Source organism: Dechloromonas sp. A34, from assembly GCF_026261605.1.
Classification (GTDB): domain Bacteria; phylum Pseudomonadota; class Gammaproteobacteria; order Burkholderiales; family Rhodocyclaceae; genus Azonexus.
Genome location: NZ_CP102486.1, coordinates 2,171,841 through 2,193,370 on the forward strand (window position 1 = coordinate 2,171,841; position 21,530 = coordinate 2,193,370).

20 protein-coding genes are annotated in these 21,530 nt (G+C 61.1%); 14 read left to right on the plus strand and 6 right to left on the minus strand.

The window, feature by feature from the left end; all coding sequences use genetic code 11:
* Positions 1-73: 73 nt before the first annotated feature.
* Positions 74-514, plus strand: coding sequence for a cyclic nucleotide-binding/CBS domain-containing protein (locus NQE15_RS10880; RefSeq protein WP_265949679.1), 441 nt, complete (start codon positions 74-76; stop codon positions 512-514).
* On the opposite strand, the gene NQE15_RS10885 is transcribed toward NQE15_RS10880, so the two are convergent.
* The 3 genes from NQE15_RS10885 to NQE15_RS10895 all read right to left on the minus strand — a co-directional run bounded on the left by NQE15_RS10885 (position 508) and on the right by NQE15_RS10895 (position 3,279).
* Entirely contained in the window at positions 508-1,239 is a 732-nt protein-coding gene (locus NQE15_RS10885) for a tRNA pseudouridine(65) synthase TruC (protein ID WP_265949681.1), read from the minus strand. The genes NQE15_RS10880 and NQE15_RS10885 overlap by 7 nt on opposite strands.
* The gene (locus tag NQE15_RS10890; protein WP_265949683.1) at positions 1,232-2,215 is read right to left on the minus strand and encodes an HpcH/HpaI aldolase/citrate lyase family protein; all 984 of its coding nucleotides are present in this window, start codon (positions 2,213-2,215) and stop codon (positions 1,232-1,234) included. Before NQE15_RS10890 ends, NQE15_RS10885 begins: the two co-directional genes overlap by 8 nt.
* Before the next feature lie 77 nt (positions 2,216-2,292).
* A complete protein-coding gene (locus NQE15_RS10895; protein WP_265949685.1) occupies positions 2,293-3,279 on the minus strand; it encodes a malate dehydrogenase in 987 nt (328 codons plus the stop codon).
* Positions 3,280-3,478: 199 nt separating this feature from the next.
* Between NQE15_RS10895 and NQE15_RS10900 the strand changes: the two genes are divergently transcribed.
* The 13 genes from NQE15_RS10900 (at position 3,479) to NQE15_RS10960 (ending at position 17,220) form a co-directional block, all read left to right on the plus strand.
* Complete coding sequence (locus NQE15_RS10900; protein ID WP_265949687.1) at positions 3,479-4,234, plus strand: GntR family transcriptional regulator; 756 nt, start codon at positions 3,479-3,481, stop codon at positions 4,232-4,234.
* Between the two features lie 133 nt (positions 4,235-4,367).
* Positions 4,368-4,754 (plus strand): succinate dehydrogenase, cytochrome b556 subunit, encoded by a 387-nt coding sequence (gene sdhC / locus NQE15_RS10905; RefSeq protein ID WP_265949689.1) that lies wholly within the window; start codon positions 4,368-4,370, stop codon positions 4,752-4,754.
* The gene (sdhD, locus tag NQE15_RS10910; protein WP_265949692.1) at positions 4,751-5,098 is read left to right on the plus strand and encodes a succinate dehydrogenase, hydrophobic membrane anchor protein; all 348 of its coding nucleotides are present in this window, start codon (positions 4,751-4,753) and stop codon (positions 5,096-5,098) included. Before sdhC ends, sdhD begins: the two co-directional genes overlap by 4 nt.
* 2 nt (positions 5,099-5,100) lie before the next feature.
* Positions 5,101-6,885 carry a succinate dehydrogenase flavoprotein subunit gene (gene sdhA, locus NQE15_RS10915; protein WP_265949695.1) on the plus strand — a complete coding sequence of 595 codons (1,785 nt, stop codon included), beginning with the start codon at positions 5,101-5,103 and terminating at the stop codon, positions 6,883-6,885.
* Positions 6,886-6,897: 12 nt separating this feature from the next.
* Complete coding sequence (locus tag NQE15_RS10920) at positions 6,898-7,608, plus strand: succinate dehydrogenase iron-sulfur subunit (RefSeq protein ID WP_265949697.1); 711 nt, start codon at positions 6,898-6,900, stop codon at positions 7,606-7,608.
* Entirely contained in the window at positions 7,608-7,850 is a 243-nt protein-coding gene (locus NQE15_RS10925) for a succinate dehydrogenase assembly factor 2 (RefSeq protein WP_265949699.1), read from the plus strand. Before NQE15_RS10920 ends, NQE15_RS10925 begins: the two co-directional genes overlap by 1 nt.
* A gap of 83 nt (positions 7,851-7,933) precedes the next feature.
* On the plus strand, positions 7,934-9,232 hold the full coding sequence (gltA, locus tag NQE15_RS10930; protein WP_265949701.1) for a citrate synthase: 1,299 nt from the start codon (positions 7,934-7,936) through the stop codon (positions 9,230-9,232).
* A 99-nt stretch (positions 9,233-9,331) separates the two neighbouring features.
* A complete protein-coding gene (locus NQE15_RS10935; RefSeq protein WP_416336518.1) occupies positions 9,332-12,175 on the plus strand; it encodes a 2-oxoglutarate dehydrogenase E1 component in 2,844 nt (947 codons plus the stop codon).
* A gap of 24 nt (positions 12,176-12,199) precedes the next feature.
* The gene (gene odhB, locus NQE15_RS10940; RefSeq protein WP_265949705.1) at positions 12,200-13,426 is read left to right on the plus strand and encodes a 2-oxoglutarate dehydrogenase complex dihydrolipoyllysine-residue succinyltransferase; all 1,227 of its coding nucleotides are present in this window, start codon (positions 12,200-12,202) and stop codon (positions 13,424-13,426) included.
* A 75-nt stretch (positions 13,427-13,501) separates the two neighbouring features.
* Complete coding sequence (gene lpdA, locus NQE15_RS10945; protein ID WP_265949707.1) at positions 13,502-14,926, plus strand: dihydrolipoyl dehydrogenase; 1,425 nt, start codon at positions 13,502-13,504, stop codon at positions 14,924-14,926.
* A gap of 122 nt (positions 14,927-15,048) precedes the next feature.
* Positions 15,049-16,167, plus strand: coding sequence for a cell division protein ZapE (zapE, locus tag NQE15_RS10950; protein ID WP_265949709.1), 1,119 nt, complete (start codon positions 15,049-15,051; stop codon positions 16,165-16,167).
* A gap of 10 nt (positions 16,168-16,177) precedes the next feature.
* Positions 16,178-16,981, plus strand: a complete 804-nt coding sequence (locus NQE15_RS10955; protein WP_265949711.1) for a hypothetical protein — start codon at positions 16,178-16,180, stop codon at positions 16,979-16,981.
* Positions 16,978-17,220, plus strand: coding sequence for a hypothetical protein (locus tag NQE15_RS10960; RefSeq protein WP_265949713.1), 243 nt, complete (start codon positions 16,978-16,980; stop codon positions 17,218-17,220). Before NQE15_RS10955 ends, NQE15_RS10960 begins: the two co-directional genes overlap by 4 nt.
* 56 nt (positions 17,221-17,276) lie before the next feature.
* Here NQE15_RS10960 and NQE15_RS10965 read toward each other — a convergent pair whose 3' ends face one another.
* From NQE15_RS10965 to NQE15_RS10975, 3 genes are all read right to left on the minus strand, one after another.
* The gene (locus tag NQE15_RS10965) at positions 17,277-18,548 is read right to left on the minus strand and encodes a bifunctional O-acetylhomoserine aminocarboxypropyltransferase/cysteine synthase (protein ID WP_265949715.1); all 1,272 of its coding nucleotides are present in this window, start codon (positions 18,546-18,548) and stop codon (positions 17,277-17,279) included.
* A 96-nt stretch (positions 18,549-18,644) separates the two neighbouring features.
* Positions 18,645-20,555, minus strand: a complete 1,911-nt coding sequence (gene mnmC, locus NQE15_RS10970) for a bifunctional tRNA (5-methylaminomethyl-2-thiouridine)(34)-methyltransferase MnmD/FAD-dependent 5-carboxymethylaminomethyl-2-thiouridine(34) oxidoreductase MnmC (protein WP_265949718.1) — start codon at positions 20,553-20,555, stop codon at positions 18,645-18,647.
* On the minus strand, positions 20,555-21,364 hold the full coding sequence (locus tag NQE15_RS10975) for a hypothetical protein (protein WP_265949720.1): 810 nt from the start codon (positions 21,362-21,364) through the stop codon (positions 20,555-20,557). The genes mnmC and NQE15_RS10975 overlap by 1 nt, the downstream gene beginning before the upstream one ends.
* Positions 21,365-21,530: the final 166 nt, after the last annotated feature.

Here is a 21,530-nt window from a genome sequence, read left to right on the forward strand (position 1 = left end):
ACGGCGTAAGCTGTGTTTTATTTGCCGAATTTGTCACAATGGACTCACTCATTAAACAACAAAGGAGACAAATATGACTCGAAGAATGATCAGCGACATTCTCGTCGGGCGCCCACTGTTCACTGCCGGCAAGGAGACCACGGTGCGGGCTGCTTCGCGCGTGATGGCCGAGAAAAAGATAGGAGCGCTGCTGATCGTCGAGGGCAAACGGATCGTCGGGATCTTTACCGAGCGTGATGCGCTCAACAAGGTTCTGGCAGCCGGCCTCGACGCCGAAAAGACGACGCTTGCGCAAGTGATGGTTTGCGATCCGCAGACGATCCGTGCCGACAAACCTCTGGCTTATGCGTTGTACATGATGGCGGAGGGGGGCTTTCGCCACGTACCGGTGGTCGCCGATGATGGTGAACCGCTCGGCATGCTCTCGGCGCGCGATGCATTGGGCCAGGACATCGTCGAGGTCGAGCGCGAATTGAAACATCTGGAAGCGCTTGAAGGTTCGATCGGCTACTGATCCCGATTCCAGTTGAACAACGCCAGTGTGGCGGCGAACTCGCCGGACACTGGCGCTTTCATTTCGAGCCGCTGACCACTGACCGGGTGGTCGAAATTCATTTGCGTGCAGGCCAGCAGCAGCCGGTGGCAATTCAGGTGCTCGGCGAAATAGCGGTTGTGCCGCCCCTTGCCGTAGGTCGCGTCGCCGATGATCGGGTGGGCGATGTGCTTCAGATGCCGGCGCAGCTGGTGTCGGCGACCGGTGACCGGGTCGAGTTCGAGCAGTGCATAGCGGCTGGACGGGTAGCGGTCGACGGCGACCGGCAATTCGATCTCGGCCAGCTTGCGGAAATGGGTTAGGGCCGGCTGGGCTTCGTCGCTACTGCGCTCGCCACGGAATTCATAGGGGTCGCGCTGCCGACTCAAGGCGTGGTCAATTGATCCGCTATCCGGCGGAAAGCCGCGCACCACAGCCCAGTAGCGTTTTTCGACGGAGCCGGCATCAAACTGCCGTCCAAGCGCGCCGGCGATTTCGCGATTCAAGCCGAAGAGCAGGACGCCCGAGGTGCCGCGATCCAGTCGATGTGCCGGCCAGACGTACTGGCCGATCTGGTCGCGCAGTATCTGGATGGCGAAGCGTGTTTCGTGGCGGTCGATTTCCGAACGGTGGACGAGCAGGTTCGGTGGCTTGTCGATGACGACGATGAGCTCGTCGCGATAGAGAATTGGTAGCTCTTCAGGCAAAGAAACGGCTCTTCGCCTCGGCTGGAATGTCCATGCCGGTGACCTGGGCGCGCTCCAGTAGTTCCCAATAGTAGCGGTAGGAAGCGCGGTCATGCAGCTTGCCGTCGTGCTGGATCGGTCCCCAGTCCTTGTCCTGGGCGGCGATCAGGATCTCGGTGGCGGCCTGTACCTCGGAGAAGTCCGGGCGCATGGCTTCGACGATGGGCACGATCTGGTTCGGGTGAATGCTCCACATGCGCAGGTAGCCGAATTCGCGGCGGGCGCGGCTGGCGTCGTTGCGGATGTATTCGATGTCCTTCAGTTCGGTGGTCACGTTGTGCGAGGGCACAACGCCACAGGCCAGGGCGGCGGCGCTGATCTCGCACTTGGCGCGGGCGACCAGCGGGTGGTCGAACTGGCCGGGGCTTTTCATCGCACTGCCGGGAATGGCGCCGTGGTGGCCGGAAACGAAATCCATCAGGCCGAAATCGAGACTCTCGACGCCGGGCAGGGCGGCGATCTCCCATACTTCGCGCAGGGCCCCATGGGTCTCGATCAGCACGTGCACCGGTATCCGGCGCTCGACATTCAGTTCGCGCTCGATGTCGCGCAGGGCCTCGATCTGAACCTGCACATCGCCGGCACTGCAGGGTTTGGGCAGGGTAATGAAAGGCAGGCGACTGCCGGCAATGCCGACCAGGATTTCCATGTCCTGGCGCCAGTGGGGATGGGTAACGTCATGGACGCGGGCGCCGACCCGGTTGAACAGATTGTCCTCGGACATGATTATGCCGGCTGCCATTTCGGCATGCGCGCGTTCGGCACCCGCGTGGGCGCCATCTTCGCAGTCGCAGGTGATATCGAAGATCGGGCCGAGTTCCTTCTGCAGTTGCAGAGCCTTCCGCATCAACTTTTCCGAACCTGCGTAATGGTCGACCGCAGGCAGTATGGGAAAGGGCTTCTCGCCGGCAAAGAGGACAGCTTTTGGATGACGCATGGTTTTCGGACCCGGAAATGAAAAAGGCCGCGGCATTTTACCGCGGCCCTTCCGTGAAGCTAAGAACTAATGCCGGATTACAGCATGTCCTTGACGGCTTCGGCTTCGTCGGTCAGTTCCTTGAGCGTGAAGTTGATCTTCTCGCGGCTGTATTCGTCGATTTCCAGGCCCTGGATGATCTTGAAGGAACCGCCCTTGCACTCGCAGGGGAAACCGAACACGATGCCGGCCGGGATGCCGTAGGAGCCATCGGACGGAACGCCCATGGTGACCCATTCGTCGGAACCGAGAACCCAGTCACGGACATGGTCGATGGCGGCGTTGGCTGCGGAAGCGGCCGAAGAGAGGCCACGGGCTTCGATGATCGCGGCGCCGCGCTTGCCAACGGTCGGCAGGAAGACGTCGTTGTTCCAGGCGTGGTCGTTTACCAGAGCCTTGACGCTGTCGCCATTGGAGGTGCAGAAGCGGTAGTCGGCATACATTGTGGGGGAGTGGTTGCCCCAGACGACCAGCTTCTTCAGGGACGAAACGGCACGACCAGTCTTGCCGGCGAGTTGCGACAGGGCGCGGTTGTGGTCCAGGCGCAGCATGCCGTGGTAGTTGTTCGGGTTGGTGCGGCCAACTTTCTTGGCGGCAGCAGCGGCGATGAAGGCATTGGTGTTGCAGGGGTTGCCGACAACCAGAACCTTGACGTCTTCCTTGGCGTTTTCGGCAATGGCCTTGCCCTGAACCGTGAAGATGGCGCCGTTGGCGGTCAGCAGGTCGGCACGTTCCATGCCCTTGGTGCGCGGACGGGCGCCAACCAGCAGGCAGACGTCGGCATCCTTGAAGGCGACGTTCGGGTCATCGGTGGCCACCATGCCAGCGAGCAACGGGAAGGCACAGTCTTCCAGTTCCATCATGACGCCCTTCACGGCTTGCTGCGCTTGCGGCAGATCGAGCAACTGAAGGATGACCGGCTGGTCTTTGCCGAGCATTTCGCCGGAGGCAATGCGGAACAGCAGGCTATAACCGATCTGGCCGGCGGCGCCGGTAATAGCTACGCGCATGGGGGCTTTGGACATATGTCGCTCCTGTATGAAACAGCGTGGTTGAAATTGTTCGATTCTGCTCGAATGCTGACGCTTGAACTGAATTTTGCGTCAGCCGGCACGAGAATTCGCGATGTTAGAAGCTCGGCGTCTGGCTGTCAATTCATCATCTGTCTTATATAAGACAACTTTTCGTGGACGTGGTGCGGGAAATGTGCTGAAATTTCGCCCCATGACAAGAGACCCCTCCCGTGCGGCTGTGCGTGCGCACTCGCCCACTTTTAGCCCGCTCTATCGCCAGATCAAGGATTTCCTGATCCGCAGCCTGGAGGAGGGGGAGTGGGGGCCGGGTGGCGCGATTCCCAGTGAAGGGGAGTTGGCGGCGCGATTCAATGTCAGTCAGGGCACGGTACGCAAAGCGATCGACGAGATGGCGTCGGAAAACATGCTGGTGCGTCGCCAAGGCAAGGGTACGTTTGTGGCGACCCATAGCGATCCGCGTTCCTTCTATCGGTTTCTTCGTCTGGTGCAGGATGATGGCAAGGCTGCCCAAGGGGTTAGCGACCCGTTTTCCTGCGAGGTGCTGGCGGCCTCGCCGGAAGTCGCTGCCGCCCTCGGGTTGGCGCTTGGCGACCGGGTGGTGTGCGTCAAGCGTGTGCTCCGCTTCAAGGGGGAGCCGGTGGTCTTCGATCAGATATTCCTGGTTGCCGAGTTGTTCAATGGCTTGACGCTAGAGGGGTTGCGTAGCGGCGAGCGTTCCCTTTACAGCCTGTTTGAGAGTGATTTCGGCGTCCGCATGATTCATGCCGAAGAACACCTGCGAGCGGTTGCTGCCGATACCGAAAGTGCGGGTCTGCTCGGGGTTGCCGTTGGCGATCCGCTGTTGCGGGTCGAGCGCACTGCTTACACCTATGGCAACAAACCGGTGGAGTGGCGACTGGGGCTTTATTGCACGCGTCACCACTATTATCGGAACGATTTGGGGTGAGGGGTTAGTGCTTGGTGATTAGGTCGAAATCGCCCGGCAGGGCGTGCCCTGCCTGATTTTGAATGTATAATTACGGTTCTTTTGAAACCACGTACAAGCGGAAAACCGCACACTTACGCGAGGGATGACGTTCATGGCAGAAATGTCCATCAAGAAGCGTCCAAAAAACTTGGACTTGACTACTATCAGGTTGCCGCTACCAGGCAAAGTTTCAATTCTGCATCGCGTCAGCGGTGCCGGTTTGTTTCTTTTTCTGCCTGTGCTGCTCTGGCTGTTTTCGGCAAGCCTGACGTCGGTCGACAGCTTCTCTACTTTTAAATCGGTATTTTCCTCATTGCCGGCGAAAGTCGTTCTGGCGGGCTTGATCTGGGCCTTTGTTCACCACTTCTGCGCTGGTATTCGCTTTTTGCTGCTTGATCTGCATGTCGGTATCGAGAAAGAGGCTGCCCGCAAGTCCGCAGCAGTGGTGCTTGCCGTCAGCATTCCGCTGACCCTGGTTCTGTGGGGGGTGTTGCTGTGATCAACCGTACAGTTGTAGGTGCCCATTACGGCCTCAAGGACTGGATCGCCCAGCGCGCCACGGCCGTCATCATGGCCGTCTATTCGGTCCTGGTCGCCGCCGTTCTGCTGATTGTCCGTCCGGGTACCTTCGAGGCCTGGCAGGGTGTGTTCGCCAATGGCGTCATTAAGTTCCTGACCTTCCTGTTTTTTGTCAGCCTGTTCTACCACGCCTGGATCGGCGTGCGTGACATCTGGATGGATTACGTCAAGCCGACGGGCCTGCGCCTGACCTTGCACGTTCTGACCATTGCCGCGCTGGTGGGCTACACCGCGTGGGCTGCTGCGATTCTCTGGAGGCTGTAAGCGTGAGTATTCCTGTTCTGAAGTTTGATGCGGTGATCGTCGGGGCTGGTGGTGCCGGTCTGCGTTCCGCTATTCAATTGTCCGAAGCCGGCCTGAAGACGGCCGTCCTCTCCAAGGTTTTCCCGACCCGCTCGCACACAGTGGCGGCTCAGGGCGGCGTTGCCGCTTCCCTGGGTAATTCCGAGGAAGACCACTGGACGTGGCACATGTATGACACCGTCAAGGGTTCCGACTGGCTCGGCGACCAGGATGCCATCGAGTTCATGTGCAAGAAGGCCAACGAAGTCGTCGTTGAGCTCGAGCACTACGGCATGCCGTTTGATCGTACCGATGAAGGCAAAATCTATCAGCGCCCGTTCGGTGGTCACATGTCGAACTTCGGCGAAAAGCCGGTGCGTCGTTCCTGTGCGGCCGCTGACCGTACCGGTCACGCCATGCTGCATGCCATGTACCAGCGCAACGTCAAGGCAAACACTCAGTTTTTCGTTGAATGGATGGCGCTCGACCTGATCCGCGATGAAGAAGGCCATGTCCTCGGCGTCACCGCGATGGAAATGGAAACCGGCCAGGTCGTGATCTTCCATGCCCGTGCCACCATTTTTGCGACCGGTGGTGCTGGCCGTATCTATTACTCTTCGACCAATGCCTTCATCAACACCGGTGATGGTTTGGGCATGGCCGCACGTGCCGGCATCCCTCTCGAAGACATGGAGTTCTGGCAGTTCCATCCGACCGGCGTGGCTGGAGCAGGCGTGCTGATTACCGAAGGGGTGCGCGGCGAAGGCGGTATCCTGCGTAACAGCAGCAAGGAACGCTTCATGGAGCGCTACGCCCCGAACGCCAAGGATTTGGCGTCGCGTGACGTGGTTTCCCGCGCCATGACTACCGAAATCAAGGAAGGCCGTGGTTGTGGCGTCAACAAGGACTACGTCCTTCTCGATATCACCCACCTCGATCCCGCCAACATCATGAAGCGCCTGCCGGGTATCCGCGAAATCGGTATCCAGTTTGCCGGTGTCGACTGCATCAAGGAGCCGCTGCCGGTGGTGCCGACCTGTCACTACATGATGGGCGGTATCCCGACCCATTACTCCGGTCGTGTGGTTGTCACCAAGGGCGATGATCAGAACGCAGTTGTTCCGGGCTTCTACGCCGGCGGCGAATGCGCCTGCGCCTCGGTGCACGGTGCCAACCGCCTGGGAACCAACTCCCTGCTCGATCTGCTGGTTTTTGGCAAGTCGGCAGGCGATTCCGCTGTCGAAGATCTCAAGGCTGGCCGCGCTCACCGTGATCTGCCGAAGGATGTCGCCGACAGAACCCTGGCTCGCATCAGTGCGCTGGACAACCGCAAGGGCGGTGCCAATGTGCACGAAACTCGCCTGGCCATGCAGCGCACCATGCAGGATCATGCTGGTGTGTTCCGTTTCAGCGACCTGCTCAAGGAAGGTGTCAGCAAGATTCTGGAAGTCGAAAAGGCTGCCCGCAGTCTGGAAATCAAGGACAAGTCGATGGCGTGGAATACGGCCCGGACCGAAGCGCTCGAGATGGAAAATCTGATCGAAGTCGCCAAGGCCACGATGATTTCCGCCGAAGCCCGCAAGGAATCGCGCGGTGCGCACGTCCGCGACGACGCACCGGATTCTGCTGAATTCCCGAATGGCCGCAACGACAAGGTATGGCTCAAGCACACCCTGTTCTCGCCAGTTGATAATTCGATCAGCTACAAGCCGGTCAACATGCAACCCCTGTCCGTCGAGCCAGTCGAGCTCAAGACGCGCTCGTACTAATTGGAGTTGAGAATGAGCAAACGCATGGTTCAATTCAGCATCTATCGCTACGATCCGGACAAGGATGACGCGCCGTACATGCAGGACATCTCGGTCGAGCTCGAGCCGACTGATCGCAAGCTGCTGGACGCGCTGACCAAGATCAAGGCCAAGGACGACGCCATTTCCTATCGTCGTTCCTGCCGCGAAGGTGTCTGCGGCTCCGACGCCATGAACATCAACGGCAAGAATGGTCTGGCCTGCCTGACCGATATTGACAGCCTGAAGCAGCCCATCGTGCTGCGTCCGTTGCCGGGCCTGCCGGTCATCCGCGACCTGATCGTCGATATGACCCAGTTCTTCAAGCAGTATCACTCGATCAAGCCCTACCTGATCAACAATGATCCGCCGCCGGAACGGGAACGTCTGCAGTCGCCGGAAGATCGTGAAGAATTGAACGGTCTGTACGAGTGCATTCTGTGCGCCTGTTGCTCCACGTCCTGCCCTTCGTTCTGGTGGAATCCGGACAAGTTCGTCGGGCCGGCCGGGCTGCTGGCTGCTTACCGTTTCATCGCCGATACGCGCGACCAGGCCACCAACGAGCGTCTCGACAATCTCGAAGACCCGTACCGCCTGTTCCGTTGCCATACCATCATGAATTGCGTTGACGTGTGTCCGAAGGGTCTCAATCCGACCCAGGCCATCGGCAAGATCAAAGACATGATGGTTCGCCGCGCCGTTTGATGGAAAGAGCGGACTACGAACGCCTGCGCTGGCGTTGTGTTCGTCGGGCACTGCTCGAACTCGATATCGCGCTGACGCGCTTTCTCGATAACGGGTTCAAGCAGTTGAACGACGAGCAGCAGCAGGCATTCGCCGAGCTTGCGGATATGGAGGATCACGATCTCTGGTATCTGATCAGTGGTCAGGCCGAGACCGATGATCCTCGTTACGCGCCCATCGTGGCGATGCTTCGTAAGAGTTGAGTAAGGTAAATGTTATAAATTCAGAATGTTTACCGCTTTTTTAGCAGTGCAGTGACAACCAACACCTGAACAGGGAATACACCATGACGACCGAACGCAAGGCAACTCTGACTATCGACGGGCAGGCTCCTGTCGATTTCCCGATCATGTCCCCGACGCACGGCAACGACTGCGTCGATATTCGCACGCTGGGTGGCAAGACCGGTCTGTTTACCTACGACTCCGGTTTTCTCTCCACCGCCAGCTGCAAATCCAAGGTTACCTTCATCGACGGTGACAAGGGCGAGTTGCTGTATCGCGGTTACCCGATCGAACAATTGGCTGAAAACTGCAACTTTCTGGAAGTCACCTACTTGTTGAAGAACGGCGAGCTGCCGAACCTCAAGCAAAAGACCAACTTCGAAACCACCATCAAGAAGCACACGATGGTGCACGAGCAACTGACCAAGTTCTACTCCGGCTTCCGTCGCGACGCACATCCGATGGCGGTTATGACCGGCGTGGTTGGCGCGCTGTCTGCCTTCTACCATGACGCTATGGACTTCTCCGACGTCGAGCACCGTAACATCAGCTTCAATCGGCTGGTCGCAAAGATGCCGACCATCGTCGCCATGGCCTACAAGTACAACACCGGTGCACCGTTCATGTATCCGGACAATGATCTGGATTACACCGCAAACTTCATGCGCATGATGTTCGGTAATCCGTGCGAGAAGTACGTGCCGAACCCGGTTCTGGTTCGCGCGCTCGATACCATTTTCACGCTGCACGCCGACCACGAACAGAATGCCTCGACCTCCACGGTGCGTCTGGCCGGCTCTTCCGGTGCCAACCCGTTCGCCTGTATCGCTGCCGGTATCGCTTGTCTGTGGGGCCCGGCACACGGCGGTGCAAATGAAGCCTGTTTGCAGATGCTGGAAGAAATCGGCGACGTTTCCAAGGTCGGTGAGTACATCACCCGTGCCAAGGACAAGAACGATTCCTTCAAGCTGATGGGCTTCGGTCACCGCGTTTACAAGAACTTCGACCCGCGTGCCACGCTGATGCGCAAGGTCTGTAACGAAGTTCTGACCGAACTGGGTCTTGAAAATGATCGCCTGTTCAAGCTGGCCATGGAACTGGAAAAGATCGCCCTGGAAGATCCGTACTTCGTCGAGAAGAAGCTCTACCCGAACGTCGACTTCTACTCTGGCATCGTCCAGAAAGCGATCGGCATTCCGACCGAAATGTTCACCTGTATTTTCGCTCTGGCTCGCACGGTAGGCTGGATGACGCAGTGGGAAGAAATGATCACCGATTCGGAATATAAGATCGGTCGTCCGCGTCAGCTGTACATCGGCGCCGCCAAGCGCGATGTCGTACCGCTCGCCCAACGCGGCTAAGTCGGAAACCGGGCGGCCGCTTGGCCGCCCTTTTTTTACCCGCGGAATCTACTCGAGCCGCGACCCGCAGCTACCCAAAAAGACAACACCCTCAAGGGGATGCCTATGACTACGATGAATCAACTGTTCGACAGCACAATTTACTTTGGCGGCAATGCACCGTTTGTTGAAGAGCTGTACGAAACCTACCTCGACAACCCGACTGCCGTGCCGGCTGAATGGCGCGACTATTTCGACCGCCTGGCCCAGATGCCGGGCTTTGTTGCGCGTGACGTCGCGCATGCACCGGTCATCGCCGCTTTTGCCGAACTGGCCAAGGATGGCGGCTTCCGGCCGAGCGCTCCCGCCGCTGGCGGCGACACAAGGAAGCAGTCCGCCGTTGGCCAGCTCGTCACCGCCTACCGTTCGATTGGTACGCGCTGGGCCGAGCTCGATCCCCTCAAGCGCCTGCCACGTCCCAAGATTGAAGAACTTGAACTCTCGTTCTATGGTTTTTCCGATGCCGATTTGAACCAGACCTTCAACGTCGGTTCTCTAAAAGGCCTGCCGGAAAACGCCAAACTCGGCGACATTCTCGAAACCCTGAAGCAGACCTATTGTGCTGCGGTCGGAGTCGAGTACATGTACATGTCCGACTATACCGAGAAGCGCTGGTTGCAGGAACGCCTGGAAACCATTCGTTCGCGCCCGAACTACAATGCCGACCAGAAAAAGCGTCTGCTTGAGCGTCTGACCGCTGCTGAAACCCTTGAACGCTACCTGCATACCAAATACGTCGGCCAGAAGCGCTTCTCGCTCGAAGGCGGCGAGTCGCTGATCGTCTCGATGGACGAAGCCATCCGCGTTGGCGGCAAGCATGGCATTGACGAAGTGGTCATCGGCATGGCCCACCGCGGTCGCCTGAACGTCCTGGTCAATACGCTGGGCAAAGCCCCGTCAATGCTCTTCGCCGAATTCGAAGGCAAGAAGAAGAGCGACCTGTCGGCTGGTGATGTCAAGTACCACATGGGCTTCTCGTCTGACGTCTCGACTCCGGGAGGCCCCTGCCACCTGACCCTGGCCTTCAACCCGTCGCACCTCGAAATCGTCAACCCGGTGGTCGAAGGCTCGGTCTATGCCCGTCAGGTGCGGCGTGGCGCCGAAGGCAAGTCCAAGGTTCTGCCGGTGGTCATTCATGGCGACTCTGCCGTGGCCGGCCAGGGCGTCAACCAGGAAATGCTGAATTTCGCGCAGACCCGCGGTTACGGTACGGGCGGCACGCTGCATATCGTCGTCAACAACCAGATCGGTTTCACCACCAGTGACCCGCGCGACTACCGCTCCGGCCACTACTGCACCGACATCTTCAAGATGGCCGATGCCCCGATCTTCCACGTCAATGGTGACGATCCGGAAGCCGTGGCGCTGGTCACCCAGCTCGCCATCGATTTCCGCCAGGAATTCAAGAAGGACGTCGTCGTCGACATCATCTGCTTCCGCAAGCTCGGCCACAACGAGCAAGACGAGCCGATGGTCACCCAGCCGCTGATGTACAAAAAGGTCGCCCAGCACCCGGGCACCCGCAAGCTCTACGGCGACAAGCTGATCGCCGAAGGTGTGCTGCCCGCCGACGGTCCGGACCAGATGATCAAGGAATACCGTGAGCATCTCGACAAGGGCGAACTGCTGTACAACCCGGTGCTGGCCGGCTACAAGCATCCGAACACCATCGACTGGACCCCGTTCCTGACCAAGAAGTACATCGAAACCTGTGATACCACAGTACCGATGAAGGAACTGCAGCGCCTGTCCCAGCGTCTGACCACGCTACCGGAAGGCTTCACGCTCCATTCGCGCGTCAAGAAGATTGTCGAAGACCGTGCCGCGATGGGCGAGGGCAAGCTGCCCGTCGACTGGGGCATGGCCGAGAACTTGGCCTACGCGTCGCTGCTGGTCTCCGGCTACGGCGTGCGGATCTCCGGTGAAGACGTTGGCCGCGGTACCTTCTTCCACCGCCATGCTGCCTTCCACGACCAGAATCGCGAAAACTGGGCCGATGGCACCTGCCACCCGCTGAAGAACCTGCAGGAAAAGCAGGCCGGCTTCCAGTGCTACGACTCTGTGCTCTCCGAAGAGGCCGTGCTCGCCTTCGATTATGGCTACGCGTCGGCCAATCCGTATGAGCTGGTGGTCTGGGAAGGCCAGTTCGGCGACTTCGCCAACGGTGCCCAGGTCGTCATCGACCAGTTCATCGCTTCCGGCGAAGCCAAGTGGGGCCGTGCCTGCGGTCTGGTCATGTTGCTGCCGCACGGCTACGAAGGTCAGGGTCCGGAACACTCTTCCGCCCGCCTCGAGCGCTACATGCAGGCCTGCGCCGAGATGAACATGGAAGTCTGCGTACCGTCCAACGCCTCGCAGGTCTTCCACATGCTGCGCCGTCAGGCCGTCCGCATGCAGCGCAAGCCGCTGATCGTCATGACCCCGAAGTCGCTGCTGCGCCACAAGGACGCCGCCTGTTCGCTGGAAGATCTGGCGACCGGCGAGTTCAAGCGCGTCATCGGCGAAGTCGATGCGATCGATGCCAAGAAGGTCAAGCGTGTCATCCTCTGTTCCGGCAAGGTGTACTACGACCTGCTGGCGGCGCGTCGCGAGAAGAAGATCACCGACATCGCTATCGTTCGCATCGAGCAGCTCTATCCCTTCCCGAAGGAGTCGCTGCACGCCGAACTGGCCAAGTATCCGAAGGCGACCGAAATCGTCTGGACCCAGGAAGAGCCGCGCAATCAGGGGGCCTGGTACTGGTTCGCCTCGCGCCATCACCTGGACAGCGAGCTGGGCGTCAAGCAGAAGCTGCTGCTGGTTTCCCGTCCGGCATCCTCTTCGCCGGCAGTCGGTTATCTGGCCAAGCACAACGAGCAACAAAAGGCACTTGTCGAGTCCGCCCTGGGCAAGATCGAGTACTAAAAACTACAGCAGAGTGGAGTCACTATGAGCATTATCGAAGTTCAAGTTCCCCAGTTGTCCGAGTCCGTTGCCGAAGGCACGCTGGCTTCCTGGAAAAAGAAGATTGGCGAAGCCGTTGCCCGCGATGAAATCCTGATCGATATCGAAACCGACAAGGTCGTCCTCGAAGTCCCGTCGCCGGCCGCCGGCGTGCTGGTCGAAATCGTCAAGGGCGATGGCGAAACCGTCGTTTCCGGCGAGCTGATTGCCCGCATCGACACCGAAGCCAAGGCCGGGGCTACGGCACCGGCCGCCGAAGCCCCGAAGGCCGCTGCGCCTGCGGCAGCCCCGGCTGCGGCCGCTGCGGCACCTGCTGGAACGGCCAGCCCTTCGGCTCGCAAGATCCTCGACGAGAAGGGCATTGCTGCCGCTGACGTCGCCGGTTCCGGCCGCGGCGGTCGCGTCACCAAGGAAGATGCCGTTGCCGCCGCCCCGAAGGCAGGTCCGGTTGCTGCTCCGGCTGCCGCCAAGGCTGCCCTGCCGGCACCGGCAGTTGCCGTTGCCCTGGGCGATCGCACCGAACAGCGCGTCCCAATGTCCCGCCTGCGCGCCCGTATTGCCGAGCGCCTGCTGCAATCCCAGCAGACCAACGCCATCCTGACCACGTTCAACGAAGTGAACATGGGCCCGATGATGGCGCTGCGCAAGCAGTATGGCGAGAAGTTTGAAAAGGCCCACGGTGTCCGTCTCGGCTTCATGGGCTTCTTCGTCAAGGCCGCCTGTGCCGCCCTGCAGAAGTTCCCGGTCCTCAACGCCTCGGTCGATGGCAACGACATCGTCTATCACGGTTTCATCGATATCGGTATCGCCGTCGGTTCGCCGCGTGGTCTGGTTGTGCCGATCATCCGCAATGCCGACCAGATGTCGATCGCCGAAATCGAGAAGAAGATTGCCGAGTTCGGTTCCAAGGCCAAGGATGGCAAGCTGACCATCGAAGACCTGACCGGTGGTACCTTCTCCATCTCCAATGGCGGCATCTTCGGTTCCATGATGTCCACCCCGATCATCAACCCGCCGCAATCCGCGATCCTCGGCATTCATGCCACCAAGGACCGCGCCATGGTTGAGAACGGTCAAGTCGTTGTGCGTCCGATGAACTATCTGGCCATGTCCTACGACCACCGCATCATCGACGGCCGCGAAGCCGTTCTCGGTCTGGTGACCATGAAGGAAGCGCTGGAAGATCCTTCCCGCCTGCTCCTCGGCGTCTAATCGACGTTTGCCGGCGCCAGCGTCCCGATCCGGGCGCTGGCGCTTTTGCGCATCTGAAATCTGAAAGGTTTACCCATGTCCAAGCAATTTGACGTGCTCGTTATCGGTGGTGGTCCCGGCGGTTATGTTGCAGCGATCCGCGCTGCGCAACTGGGTTTCTCCACTGCCTGCTGCGAATCCAATCCCTATGCCGATCCCAAGGGCGAACCGCGCCTCGGCGGCACCTGCCTGAACGTCGGCTGTATTCCCTCCAAGGCCCTGCTGCACACTTCTCACCTGTTCGAAGAAGCGGCGCACAGCTTTGCCGGTCAAGGCATCAAGATTTCCAAGCCGACCATCGACGTACCAGTGATGAAGGCCCGCAAGGATACCGTCGTCAATCAGCTGACCAGCGGCATCAAGGGCCTGTTCAAGAAGAACAAGGTGACCCTGCTCAACGGCCATGGCTCCTTTGTCGCCAAGGAAGGCGATCTGTGGAAGGTCAAGGTCGGCACCGAAGAGGTGCTGGCCAAGCAGGTCATCATCGCCACCGGTTCCAAGCCGCGTCATCTGCCGAACGTGCCGGTCGACAACAAGATCGTCATGGACAACGAAGGTGCGCTGGATCAGGAATCCGTGCCCAAGAAGCTGGCCATCATCGGCGCCGGCGTCATCGGTCTGGAAATGGGCTCGGTGTGGCGTCGCGTCGGTTCCGAAGTGACCGTCCTCGAAGCGCTGCCCGATTTCCTGTCCTTCGCCGACCAGGATGTCGCCAAGGAAGCGCTCAAGCTGTTCACCAAGCAAGGCCTGGACATCCAGACGGGCGTCAAGATCGGCGAAATCAAGACCTCCAAGAAGGGCGTCTCGATCGCCTATGAAACCAAGGACGGCAAGGCCGCCAAGCTCGATGCCGATCGCCTGATCGTCTCGATCGGCCGCATTCCGAACACCGATGGCCTGAATGCCGAAGCGGTCGGCCTCAAGCTCACCGAGCGCGGCATGATCGAAGTCGACGGCCACTGCAAGACCAATCTGCCGGGCGTCTGGGCGGTGGGCGATGTGGTGCGCGGCCCGATGCTGGCCCACAAGGCGATGGAAGAGGCCGTCATGGTCGCCGAACTGATCGCCGGCCAGGCCGGTCACTGCAATTTCGACACCATTCCCGGCGTCATCTACACCGCCCCGGAAATCGCCTGGGTCGGCAAGACCGAGCAGCAGCTGAAGGCCGAAGGCGTCGCCTACAAGGCCGGCAAGATCCCGTTCCTGGCCAACGGCCGGGCGCTGGGCATGGGCGATCCGACCGGCTTCGTCAAGATGCTGGCCTGCGCCCAGACCGACCGCATCCTCGGCGTGCACATTATCGGCCCGAATGCCTCCGAACTGATTTCCGAAGCCGTCGTGGCGATGGAGTTTGGTGGTGCCTCCGAAGATCTGGCCCGTATCTGCCACGCTCACCCGACGCTGTCGGAAGCGGTGCATGAAGCGGCGCTGGCCTGCGACAAGCGGCCGCTGCACTTCTAATACCACAGCCTCTGAGGCTGGCACTAGTCAGCAGCGCTCTGCGCAAAAGGCGGGTTGCGGTTACGCACCCGCCTTTTTTATTTGCGAGAATACGACTTTCCCCAACGCAGAACCCCGCAACAATGCCCCATAAAAAACTTAACGTCGCCGCGCAGGGCATGCTCGACGCCTATAAAAACCTGCTCGATGCCCGCGGTTATCTCGCCGATGCTGCCCAGATGACTGCCGCGACGGCCTTGCAGGCGCTCTATACCAATCTGCTTTATTTCAAGGTCGATCGCGGCAGCACCTTCAAACGCCTGCTGGCGCCGCCCAAGCCGCCGAAAGGCGTGTACTTCTGGGGCGGGGTCGGGCGTGGGAAGAGCTTCCTGATGGATTGCTTCTACGACTCGGTTCCCTACCGCCGAAAGAAGCGCCTGCACTTCCATTCCTTCATGCAGCAGATTCACCGTGACCTGGAAAAATACAAGGGCGAGGCGGACCCGATGCTCAAGCTCGCCGAGCAGATCGCCCGCGAAGTCCGCCTGCTCTGCTTTGACGAGTTCCACGTTTCCGACATCGCCGATGCGATGATTCTCGGCCGGCTGATGGATGGGCTGTTTGCCCAGGGCGTCATCATCGTGATGACCTCGAATTACCCCCCGGAGAAGCTTTATCCGAATGGATTGCATCGCGAAAGCTTCCTGCCGACCATCGCCCTGTTGCAAAAACATCTTGATGTCTTCGAGGTCGATGCCGGCGTGGACTACCGCCTGCGCGCCTTGGAACAGGTCGAAATCTTTCATTACCCGGCCGACGCCGCGGCCGAGAAGAAGATGCTCGACTACTTCCGCATGGTGGCCGGCGAGGAGGGCAAGAAGGGCGGACATATCGAGGTCCTTGGCCGCAGCATCGACACCGTGCGTCGGGGCCATGGCGTCATCTGGTTCGATTTTCGTACCCTGTGCGGTGGGCCGCGGTCGCAGAACGACTACCTGGAAATCTCGCGCGGCTACCACACGGTCCTGCTCTCCCACATCCCGAAGATGACGGCGCATCAGGCTTCCGAAGCCCGGCGTTTCACTTGGCTGGTGGACGTTTTTTACGACAACAAGGTCAAGCTGATCGCCACCGCCGACTGTGCTGCCGACGAGCTTTACACCGAGGGGACCCAGGCCAGTGAATTCAAGCGCACGGTCAGTCGTCTAACGGAAATGAACTCGCGGGAATATCTCGCCCTGCCGCATATCGTCGCACCCTGAGGAGTCGCCGATGAAAACTGCTCTGCACGTCCTGCTGACTGCCGTTATCGTTGTCTGGGCGGGGCTGGTCGGCGCTCAGCAGATGGAAATCATCGAACTGAAGAGCAAGACCGTCGAGCAGGTATTGCCGACCCTGTTGCCGCTGGTCGAACCCGGCGGCACGCTGACCGGCATGAACAACCAACTCTTTCTGCGGGCGTCACCGAGAAACCGTGCCGACATCAAGCGGGCACTGGCCGCGATCGATACGCCGACGCGCCGCCTGATCATCCGGGTCAGCCAGAATCGCGAAGCGGAGAACAGTGCTCGCGGGGCCGAGGCCAGCGGCCAGGTCGTGCTCGGCAGCACGCGGCGGGCCAATGTCGATGCCGGGGTCTGGGACACCAGGAGCCTGCGCAGCGAGAATGCCGGGCAGATGGTGCAGACGGTCGAGGGGGGCCAGGCCTTCATCCAGGTCGGGCGATCGCTGCCGCTTCCAATGCGTCAGGTGGTGATCGGCCCGAGCGGTGCCGTCGTCAATGAAACGGTGGTTTACCAGGATGTCGGTCGCGGCTTTTATGCCTTGCCGCGGCTCAACGGCGAACGGGTGACCCTGGAGATCAGCCAGCAGGCCAGCAGCATGGAGGCCTACGGGCGGGGCGCCATCGATACGCAACGCGTGTCGACCACCGTCTCCGGGCGGCTGGGCGAATGGATCGAACTCGGCGGCAGCGGCCGTCAGGCCAGCGGCAACCAGGGCGGTGCCATGGTACTGTCGACCGGCGATGCTCGGGACAGTCGCTCCATCTGGTTGAAAGTCGAGGAAGTTGAATGAAAAAACCGCGTCACATCGGGCAGAAAATCGCCCTGGCGACTGCCATCTTCTGTGCGCTGATGATGCTGCCTGCGCTGGTCGGCTTCTTTTGGTTGTGGCAGGAACGCGGCTTGGCTGACACCTGGACGCCCAGTCTGCTCGCCATCGTCGCCTTCTTCGGTTGCTGTGCTGGCGTGCTGTATGCGATGAGTCGGCCACAACCGGTGCTTCCTGCCGAGGACCCGGCGGCCGACGCCTGACACCGGGTAAACGAAACAACCCGGCCGCGGCCGGGTTGTTTTGGTGCTGTGGTCGATCAGGCGGCGTTCAGGGCCTGATCCAGATCGGCGATCAGGTCATCGATGTGCTCGATGCCGACCGACAGGCGGATCATGTCTTCGGAGACGCCAGCCTTGCTCAGCTCTTCCGGCGACAGCTGACGGTGCGTGGTCGACGCCGGGTGGCAGGCCAGGGTTTTGCAGTCGCCAATATTGACCAAGCGGGTGACCAGTTGCAGGGCATCCTGGAACTTGCCACCGCCGTCGCGGCCGCCCTTGACGCCGAAGTTGAGGATGCCCGAAGCGCGGCCTCCCATGTACTTCTGGACCAGTGCGTGGTCCTTGTGCTCGGGCAGGCCGGCGTAGTTGACCCAGCTGACCTTGGGATGGCTCTTCAGGAATTGGGCGATCTTCAACGAATTCTCGCAGATCCGGTCCATGCGCAAGGCCAGGGTTTCGATGCCCTGCAGGATCAGGAAAGCGTTGAACGGGCTGATTGCGGCGCCCATGTTGCGCAGCGGCACGACGCGGGCGCGGCCGATGTAGGCGGCGGGGCCGAGGGCTTCGGTATAGACCACGCCGTGATAGGAAACATCTGGCTCGTTGAGACGTTTGAACTTCTGCTTGTGCTCGGCCCACGGAAACTTGCCGCTATCGACGATGATGCCGCCGATCGAGTTGCCGTGGCCGCCCAGATACTTGGTCAGGGCATGTACCACGATGTCGGCGCCGTGTTCGAACGGGCGGCACAGGTAGGGCGAGGGCACGGTGTTGTCGACGATGACTGGCACGCCGTGCTTGTGGGCGATTTCAGCTAGCTTTTCGAAGTCGGTGATGTTGCCCAGCGGATTGCCGACCGATTCGCAGAAGACGGCCTTGGTCTTGGCGTCGATCAGCTTTTCGAAGGCTTCCGGATCGCGGTAGTCGGCGAAGCGGACGTCGATGCCATATTGCGGCAGGGTGTGGGCGAACAGGTTGTAGGTCCCGCCGTACAACGTGCTGGAGGTGACGATGTTGTCGCCGGCTTCGGCGATGGTCTGGATCGAAGCGGTGATGGCCGCCATTCCGGAGGCCATGGCCAGCGCGGCGATGCCACCTTCCATCGCGGCAACGCGCTTTTCCAGCACGTCCTGGGTCGGATTCATGATCCGCGTGTAGATATTGCCGGCAACCTTCAGGTCGAACAGGTCGGCGCCGTGCTGGGTGCTGTCGAAGGCGTAGGAGGTCGTCTGGTAAATCGGCACCGCGACTGCCTTGGTGGTCGGGTCGGGCGAGTAGCCGCCATGGACGGCAAGGGTTTCGATCTTCATGCGTGTCTCTCTCTTCTTTTGTGGAGTGAAAGACTGGAGTTTAGCAGGGCGGCAGCCCGCTGGCATGGCCTAGGCGGCGTTGGAGAGGGTTGTCGCCTACGCTTCGTCGGCTGGCGCCAAGGGCTGACGGGCGATTCTGAGCAGGAAACGACCCGGGTCGAGTGCGTCGATCAGATCGTTTTCCAGCGGTAGCGGTTCGCCTTCCAGTTGCGAGACCAGCAGGTCGGCCATCAGGGCCGACCAGACGATGCCGCGGGCACCGAACCCCTGCACGCACCACAGGCCAGGCTGGCGGGGCAGGGCATGGAGGCGGCTGTTGCTGCCCGCCGGCACGGGTTCCGGCACCGGGCCGACCATCGGCAGGCGGTCCGGCGACATCGGCCGGAAGCCGACCCGGCCGTGCAGGGTCGCCGGATCGCTGCCGGCAGCAAAACCGGGCAGGGTCAGGCGCAGGCGGGCCAGGTTGTCGGCGTGGTCGACGGCGCGCTCGCTTGCCTCCTCATCGTCGTAGGCGAGCGAGGCGCCGATCAGCTGGACGCCGTCGATTTCCGGCATGGCGTAGCCGATCTGGAAAAGCACCGTCGCCAGCGGCGCGGCGTTGTCGGCCGGCAGATGGCTGACCTGGCCGCGGGCCGCCCGCTGCGGCAGCCAGGCGAATTGTTCGAAGCGTGGCGCGTTGGCGCCGCTGGCCATGACCAGGACCGGCGCTTCGGCCAGGACCCTGCCCTTGGCGTCGAGCGCCTGCCAGCCGCCTGCGGTCTTATCCAGACGGTCGACCATCGTATTGAAGTGGATGGCGATGCGCTCGGGGAAGGCGGCCAGTGCTGCCTGGCAGACTGAGGGTGGTTGGACCCAGCCGCCGCTCGGGAACCACCAGCCGCCGATGGCTACCATCTGGCCCAGGCGGCGGCTGGCTTCATCTCGGTCGACAAATTGCAGCAGTTCCGGCGGGAAGCCCAGTTGGTGGACGGCACGCCGTTGCTGCGCCTCATGTTCCGCTTCGCGGGCCAAATGCAGCACACCGCAGGCCGACCAGCGTGCGGCCGGCAGTCGGGCGAGCAGGGCGCGGGTGGCGAGGAAGCCGGCACGAGTCAGGCGCGACAGGCGGTTGTCGTCGGCGCTGGGCATCGGACGCAGCATGCCGGCCAGATTGCTGGAAGCGCCCTGGCCCGGCTCGGCGGCCTGCTCCAGCACGGTAACGTGCCAACCGGCGGCGGCCAGCGCATGGGCGGTCGTGCTGCCGGCGATGCCGGCGCCGATGACAATGGCTCGCCGCTCGCCCGGCACCGGGTGGCGATCCGGTCGCCGTGAGCGCAGGCGGCCGACCAGCATGTGGCGCTTGCCGGCAAAGCCCGGCCGCTTTGCGACAGCGAACTCGGCTACTGTCAGCGCCGCGCGGACATGGCCGGCCGCCGTCCAGGTGGCCAGGGTGGCGCCCGATGCTGCGAGTCGGGTCAGGCCCTTGCAGAAGTAGGGCGACCACAGCTCAGGATTTTTGGCCGGCGAGAAACCGTCGAGAAAGAAGGCATCGACGGCGGCGTCGAGTGTGCGCAGGCGGTTGGCAGCATCGCCGAAAACCAGGGTCAGGATGACCTGGCCGCCATTCAAGTAGAGGCGGTGCATGCCCGGGGTCAGCACCGGCCAATGCGACTGCAATTCGGCAGCCAGCGTGGCGAATTCGGGCCAGGCCTGCTGGGCGGTGGCGAGATCGGCGGCGGTGAACGGGTGTTTCTCGATGGAGACGAAATGCAGGCGCTGGCAGTGTTGCGGATCTTCACGCCAGGCTTGCCAGGTTGCGAGGAAATTCAGGCCGAGCCCGAAGCCGGTCTCGAGAATGACGAAGCGGTCCTTGCCCTGCCAGCGTTGCGGCAACTCGTTGCCGCCGAGAAATACATAACGCGCCTGATCTGGACCGCCGTAGGCCGAGTGATAAACGTCGTCATAGGCAGCCGAGTATGGGGTGCCTATCGTTGCAAATTCAAGGCGGGCCGGCTCCAGTCTTTCCATCAGCAGGCTGGCGACTGCACCGTCTTCAGCATATCGACCAGGATGACGATGCGGCGAATGCCTTTTTTCGACCAGCGCTGAAAGAGCGCGGCGAAACCGGCCAGCCGGCCGAGCAACGGCAGGGCGCGCCGGATGACCCGCTTGATTTCTGGGTCCGGGTTGGCGACAAAGTAGTGGTCGAGCAATGTTGGCAACAGCTGGCGCGCCTCGCTTTCGACAATCGGCCCGGCCAGCGAGATGGAATTCAGGAACAGCACGAGGTCGGCAGTCTGGGCGACAGCGAGCGGCAGGAATTCGCCGAAGTTTTCTTCGAAGTCGATGCGGTAATTGAGACCGTCGGCCTGCGTGATGTTCTTGATCTGCGCGCCGCCATGCCAGTGGCCGGCCCGGTGAAACTCACCGAGTTCGCCCGCCAGCCGTGGCAATTCGGCCCGCCAGGTTGCCGCGCTCCAGTCTTCCAGCAGCGTGGCGACGACGGTGCCGCAATAATCGAGCACGAAGAACTCCGGCGTCACCAGCGCCACGCGCGGCACGCGAACCCCGGCCGCAGCCAGCGCCTTCAATCGATTGGCTTCGAAATCCATGCTCCCGGCCGCCTCGGAAAGGGCCAGGGTGCGCATCGGCAAGGGCTGCCCGGTAATCCGCTTGACCAGCCAGCGCATGAACAGAGTCTGCAGCAGCTTGCGCGGCTTCTCAGCCAGCTTCTTGACGACATAGCGCCGGCCTTCGTGCTCAAAAACGAGGGCGCGGCTATGGTGAGTCGCCAAAGCCGCCCGGGCGGCGGCTTCAAGTCCTTGGTTTTCGTTCACTGAAATGCGAAACGTGAGCGAGCGCCGGCGAGACCAGCCCGCAGGGCGCAGGACGCCACGTAGTGGCGGTTCTGAGCGTAGCGAAGAATTCGGCGAAGCCGAACACAAGGCGCAAGCGCCCGCCGCATAGCAGCGCTATGCAAGGTCGCTTGCAACGCAGTATCGC

Excerpts from the sequence above, each read along its gene's own strand:
- NQE15_RS10880 (WP_265949679.1), top strand. The coding sequence starts at position 74 with ATGACTCGAAGAATGATCAGCGACATTCTCGTCGGGCGCCCACTGTTC.
- NQE15_RS10890 (WP_265949683.1), bottom strand. The coding sequence starts at position 2,215 with ATGCGTCATCCAAAAGCTGTCCTCTTTGCCGGCGAGAAGCCCTTTCCC.
- NQE15_RS10895 (WP_265949685.1), bottom strand. The coding sequence starts at position 3,279 with ATGTCCAAAGCCCCCATGCGCGTAGCTATTACCGGCGCCGCCGGCCAG.
- NQE15_RS10900 (WP_265949687.1), top strand. The coding sequence starts at position 3,479 with ATGACAAGAGACCCCTCCCGTGCGGCTGTGCGTGCGCACTCGCCCACT.
- sdhC (WP_265949689.1), top strand. The coding sequence starts at position 4,368 with ATGGCAGAAATGTCCATCAAGAAGCGTCCAAAAAACTTGGACTTGACT.
- NQE15_RS10920 (WP_265949697.1), top strand. The coding sequence starts at position 6,898 with ATGAGCAAACGCATGGTTCAATTCAGCATCTATCGCTACGATCCGGAC.
- NQE15_RS10925 (WP_265949699.1), top strand. The coding sequence starts at position 7,608 with ATGGAAAGAGCGGACTACGAACGCCTGCGCTGGCGTTGTGTTCGTCGG.
- gltA (WP_265949701.1), top strand. The coding sequence starts at position 7,934 with ATGACGACCGAACGCAAGGCAACTCTGACTATCGACGGGCAGGCTCCT.
- NQE15_RS10935 (WP_416336518.1), top strand. The coding sequence starts at position 9,332 with ATGCCTATGACTACGATGAATCAACTGTTCGACAGCACAATTTACTTT.
- odhB (WP_265949705.1), top strand. The coding sequence starts at position 12,200 with ATGAGCATTATCGAAGTTCAAGTTCCCCAGTTGTCCGAGTCCGTTGCC.
- lpdA (WP_265949707.1), top strand. The coding sequence starts at position 13,502 with ATGTCCAAGCAATTTGACGTGCTCGTTATCGGTGGTGGTCCCGGCGGT.
- zapE (WP_265949709.1), top strand. The coding sequence starts at position 15,049 with ATGCCCCATAAAAAACTTAACGTCGCCGCGCAGGGCATGCTCGACGCC.
- NQE15_RS10955 (WP_265949711.1), top strand. The coding sequence starts at position 16,178 with ATGAAAACTGCTCTGCACGTCCTGCTGACTGCCGTTATCGTTGTCTGG.
- NQE15_RS10960 (WP_265949713.1), top strand. The coding sequence starts at position 16,978 with ATGAAAAAACCGCGTCACATCGGGCAGAAAATCGCCCTGGCGACTGCC.
- NQE15_RS10965 (WP_265949715.1), bottom strand. The coding sequence starts at position 18,548 with ATGAAGATCGAAACCCTTGCCGTCCATGGCGGCTACTCGCCCGACCCG.
- mnmC (WP_265949718.1), bottom strand. The coding sequence starts at position 20,555 with ATGGAAAGACTGGAGCCGGCCCGCCTTGAATTTGCAACGATAGGCACC.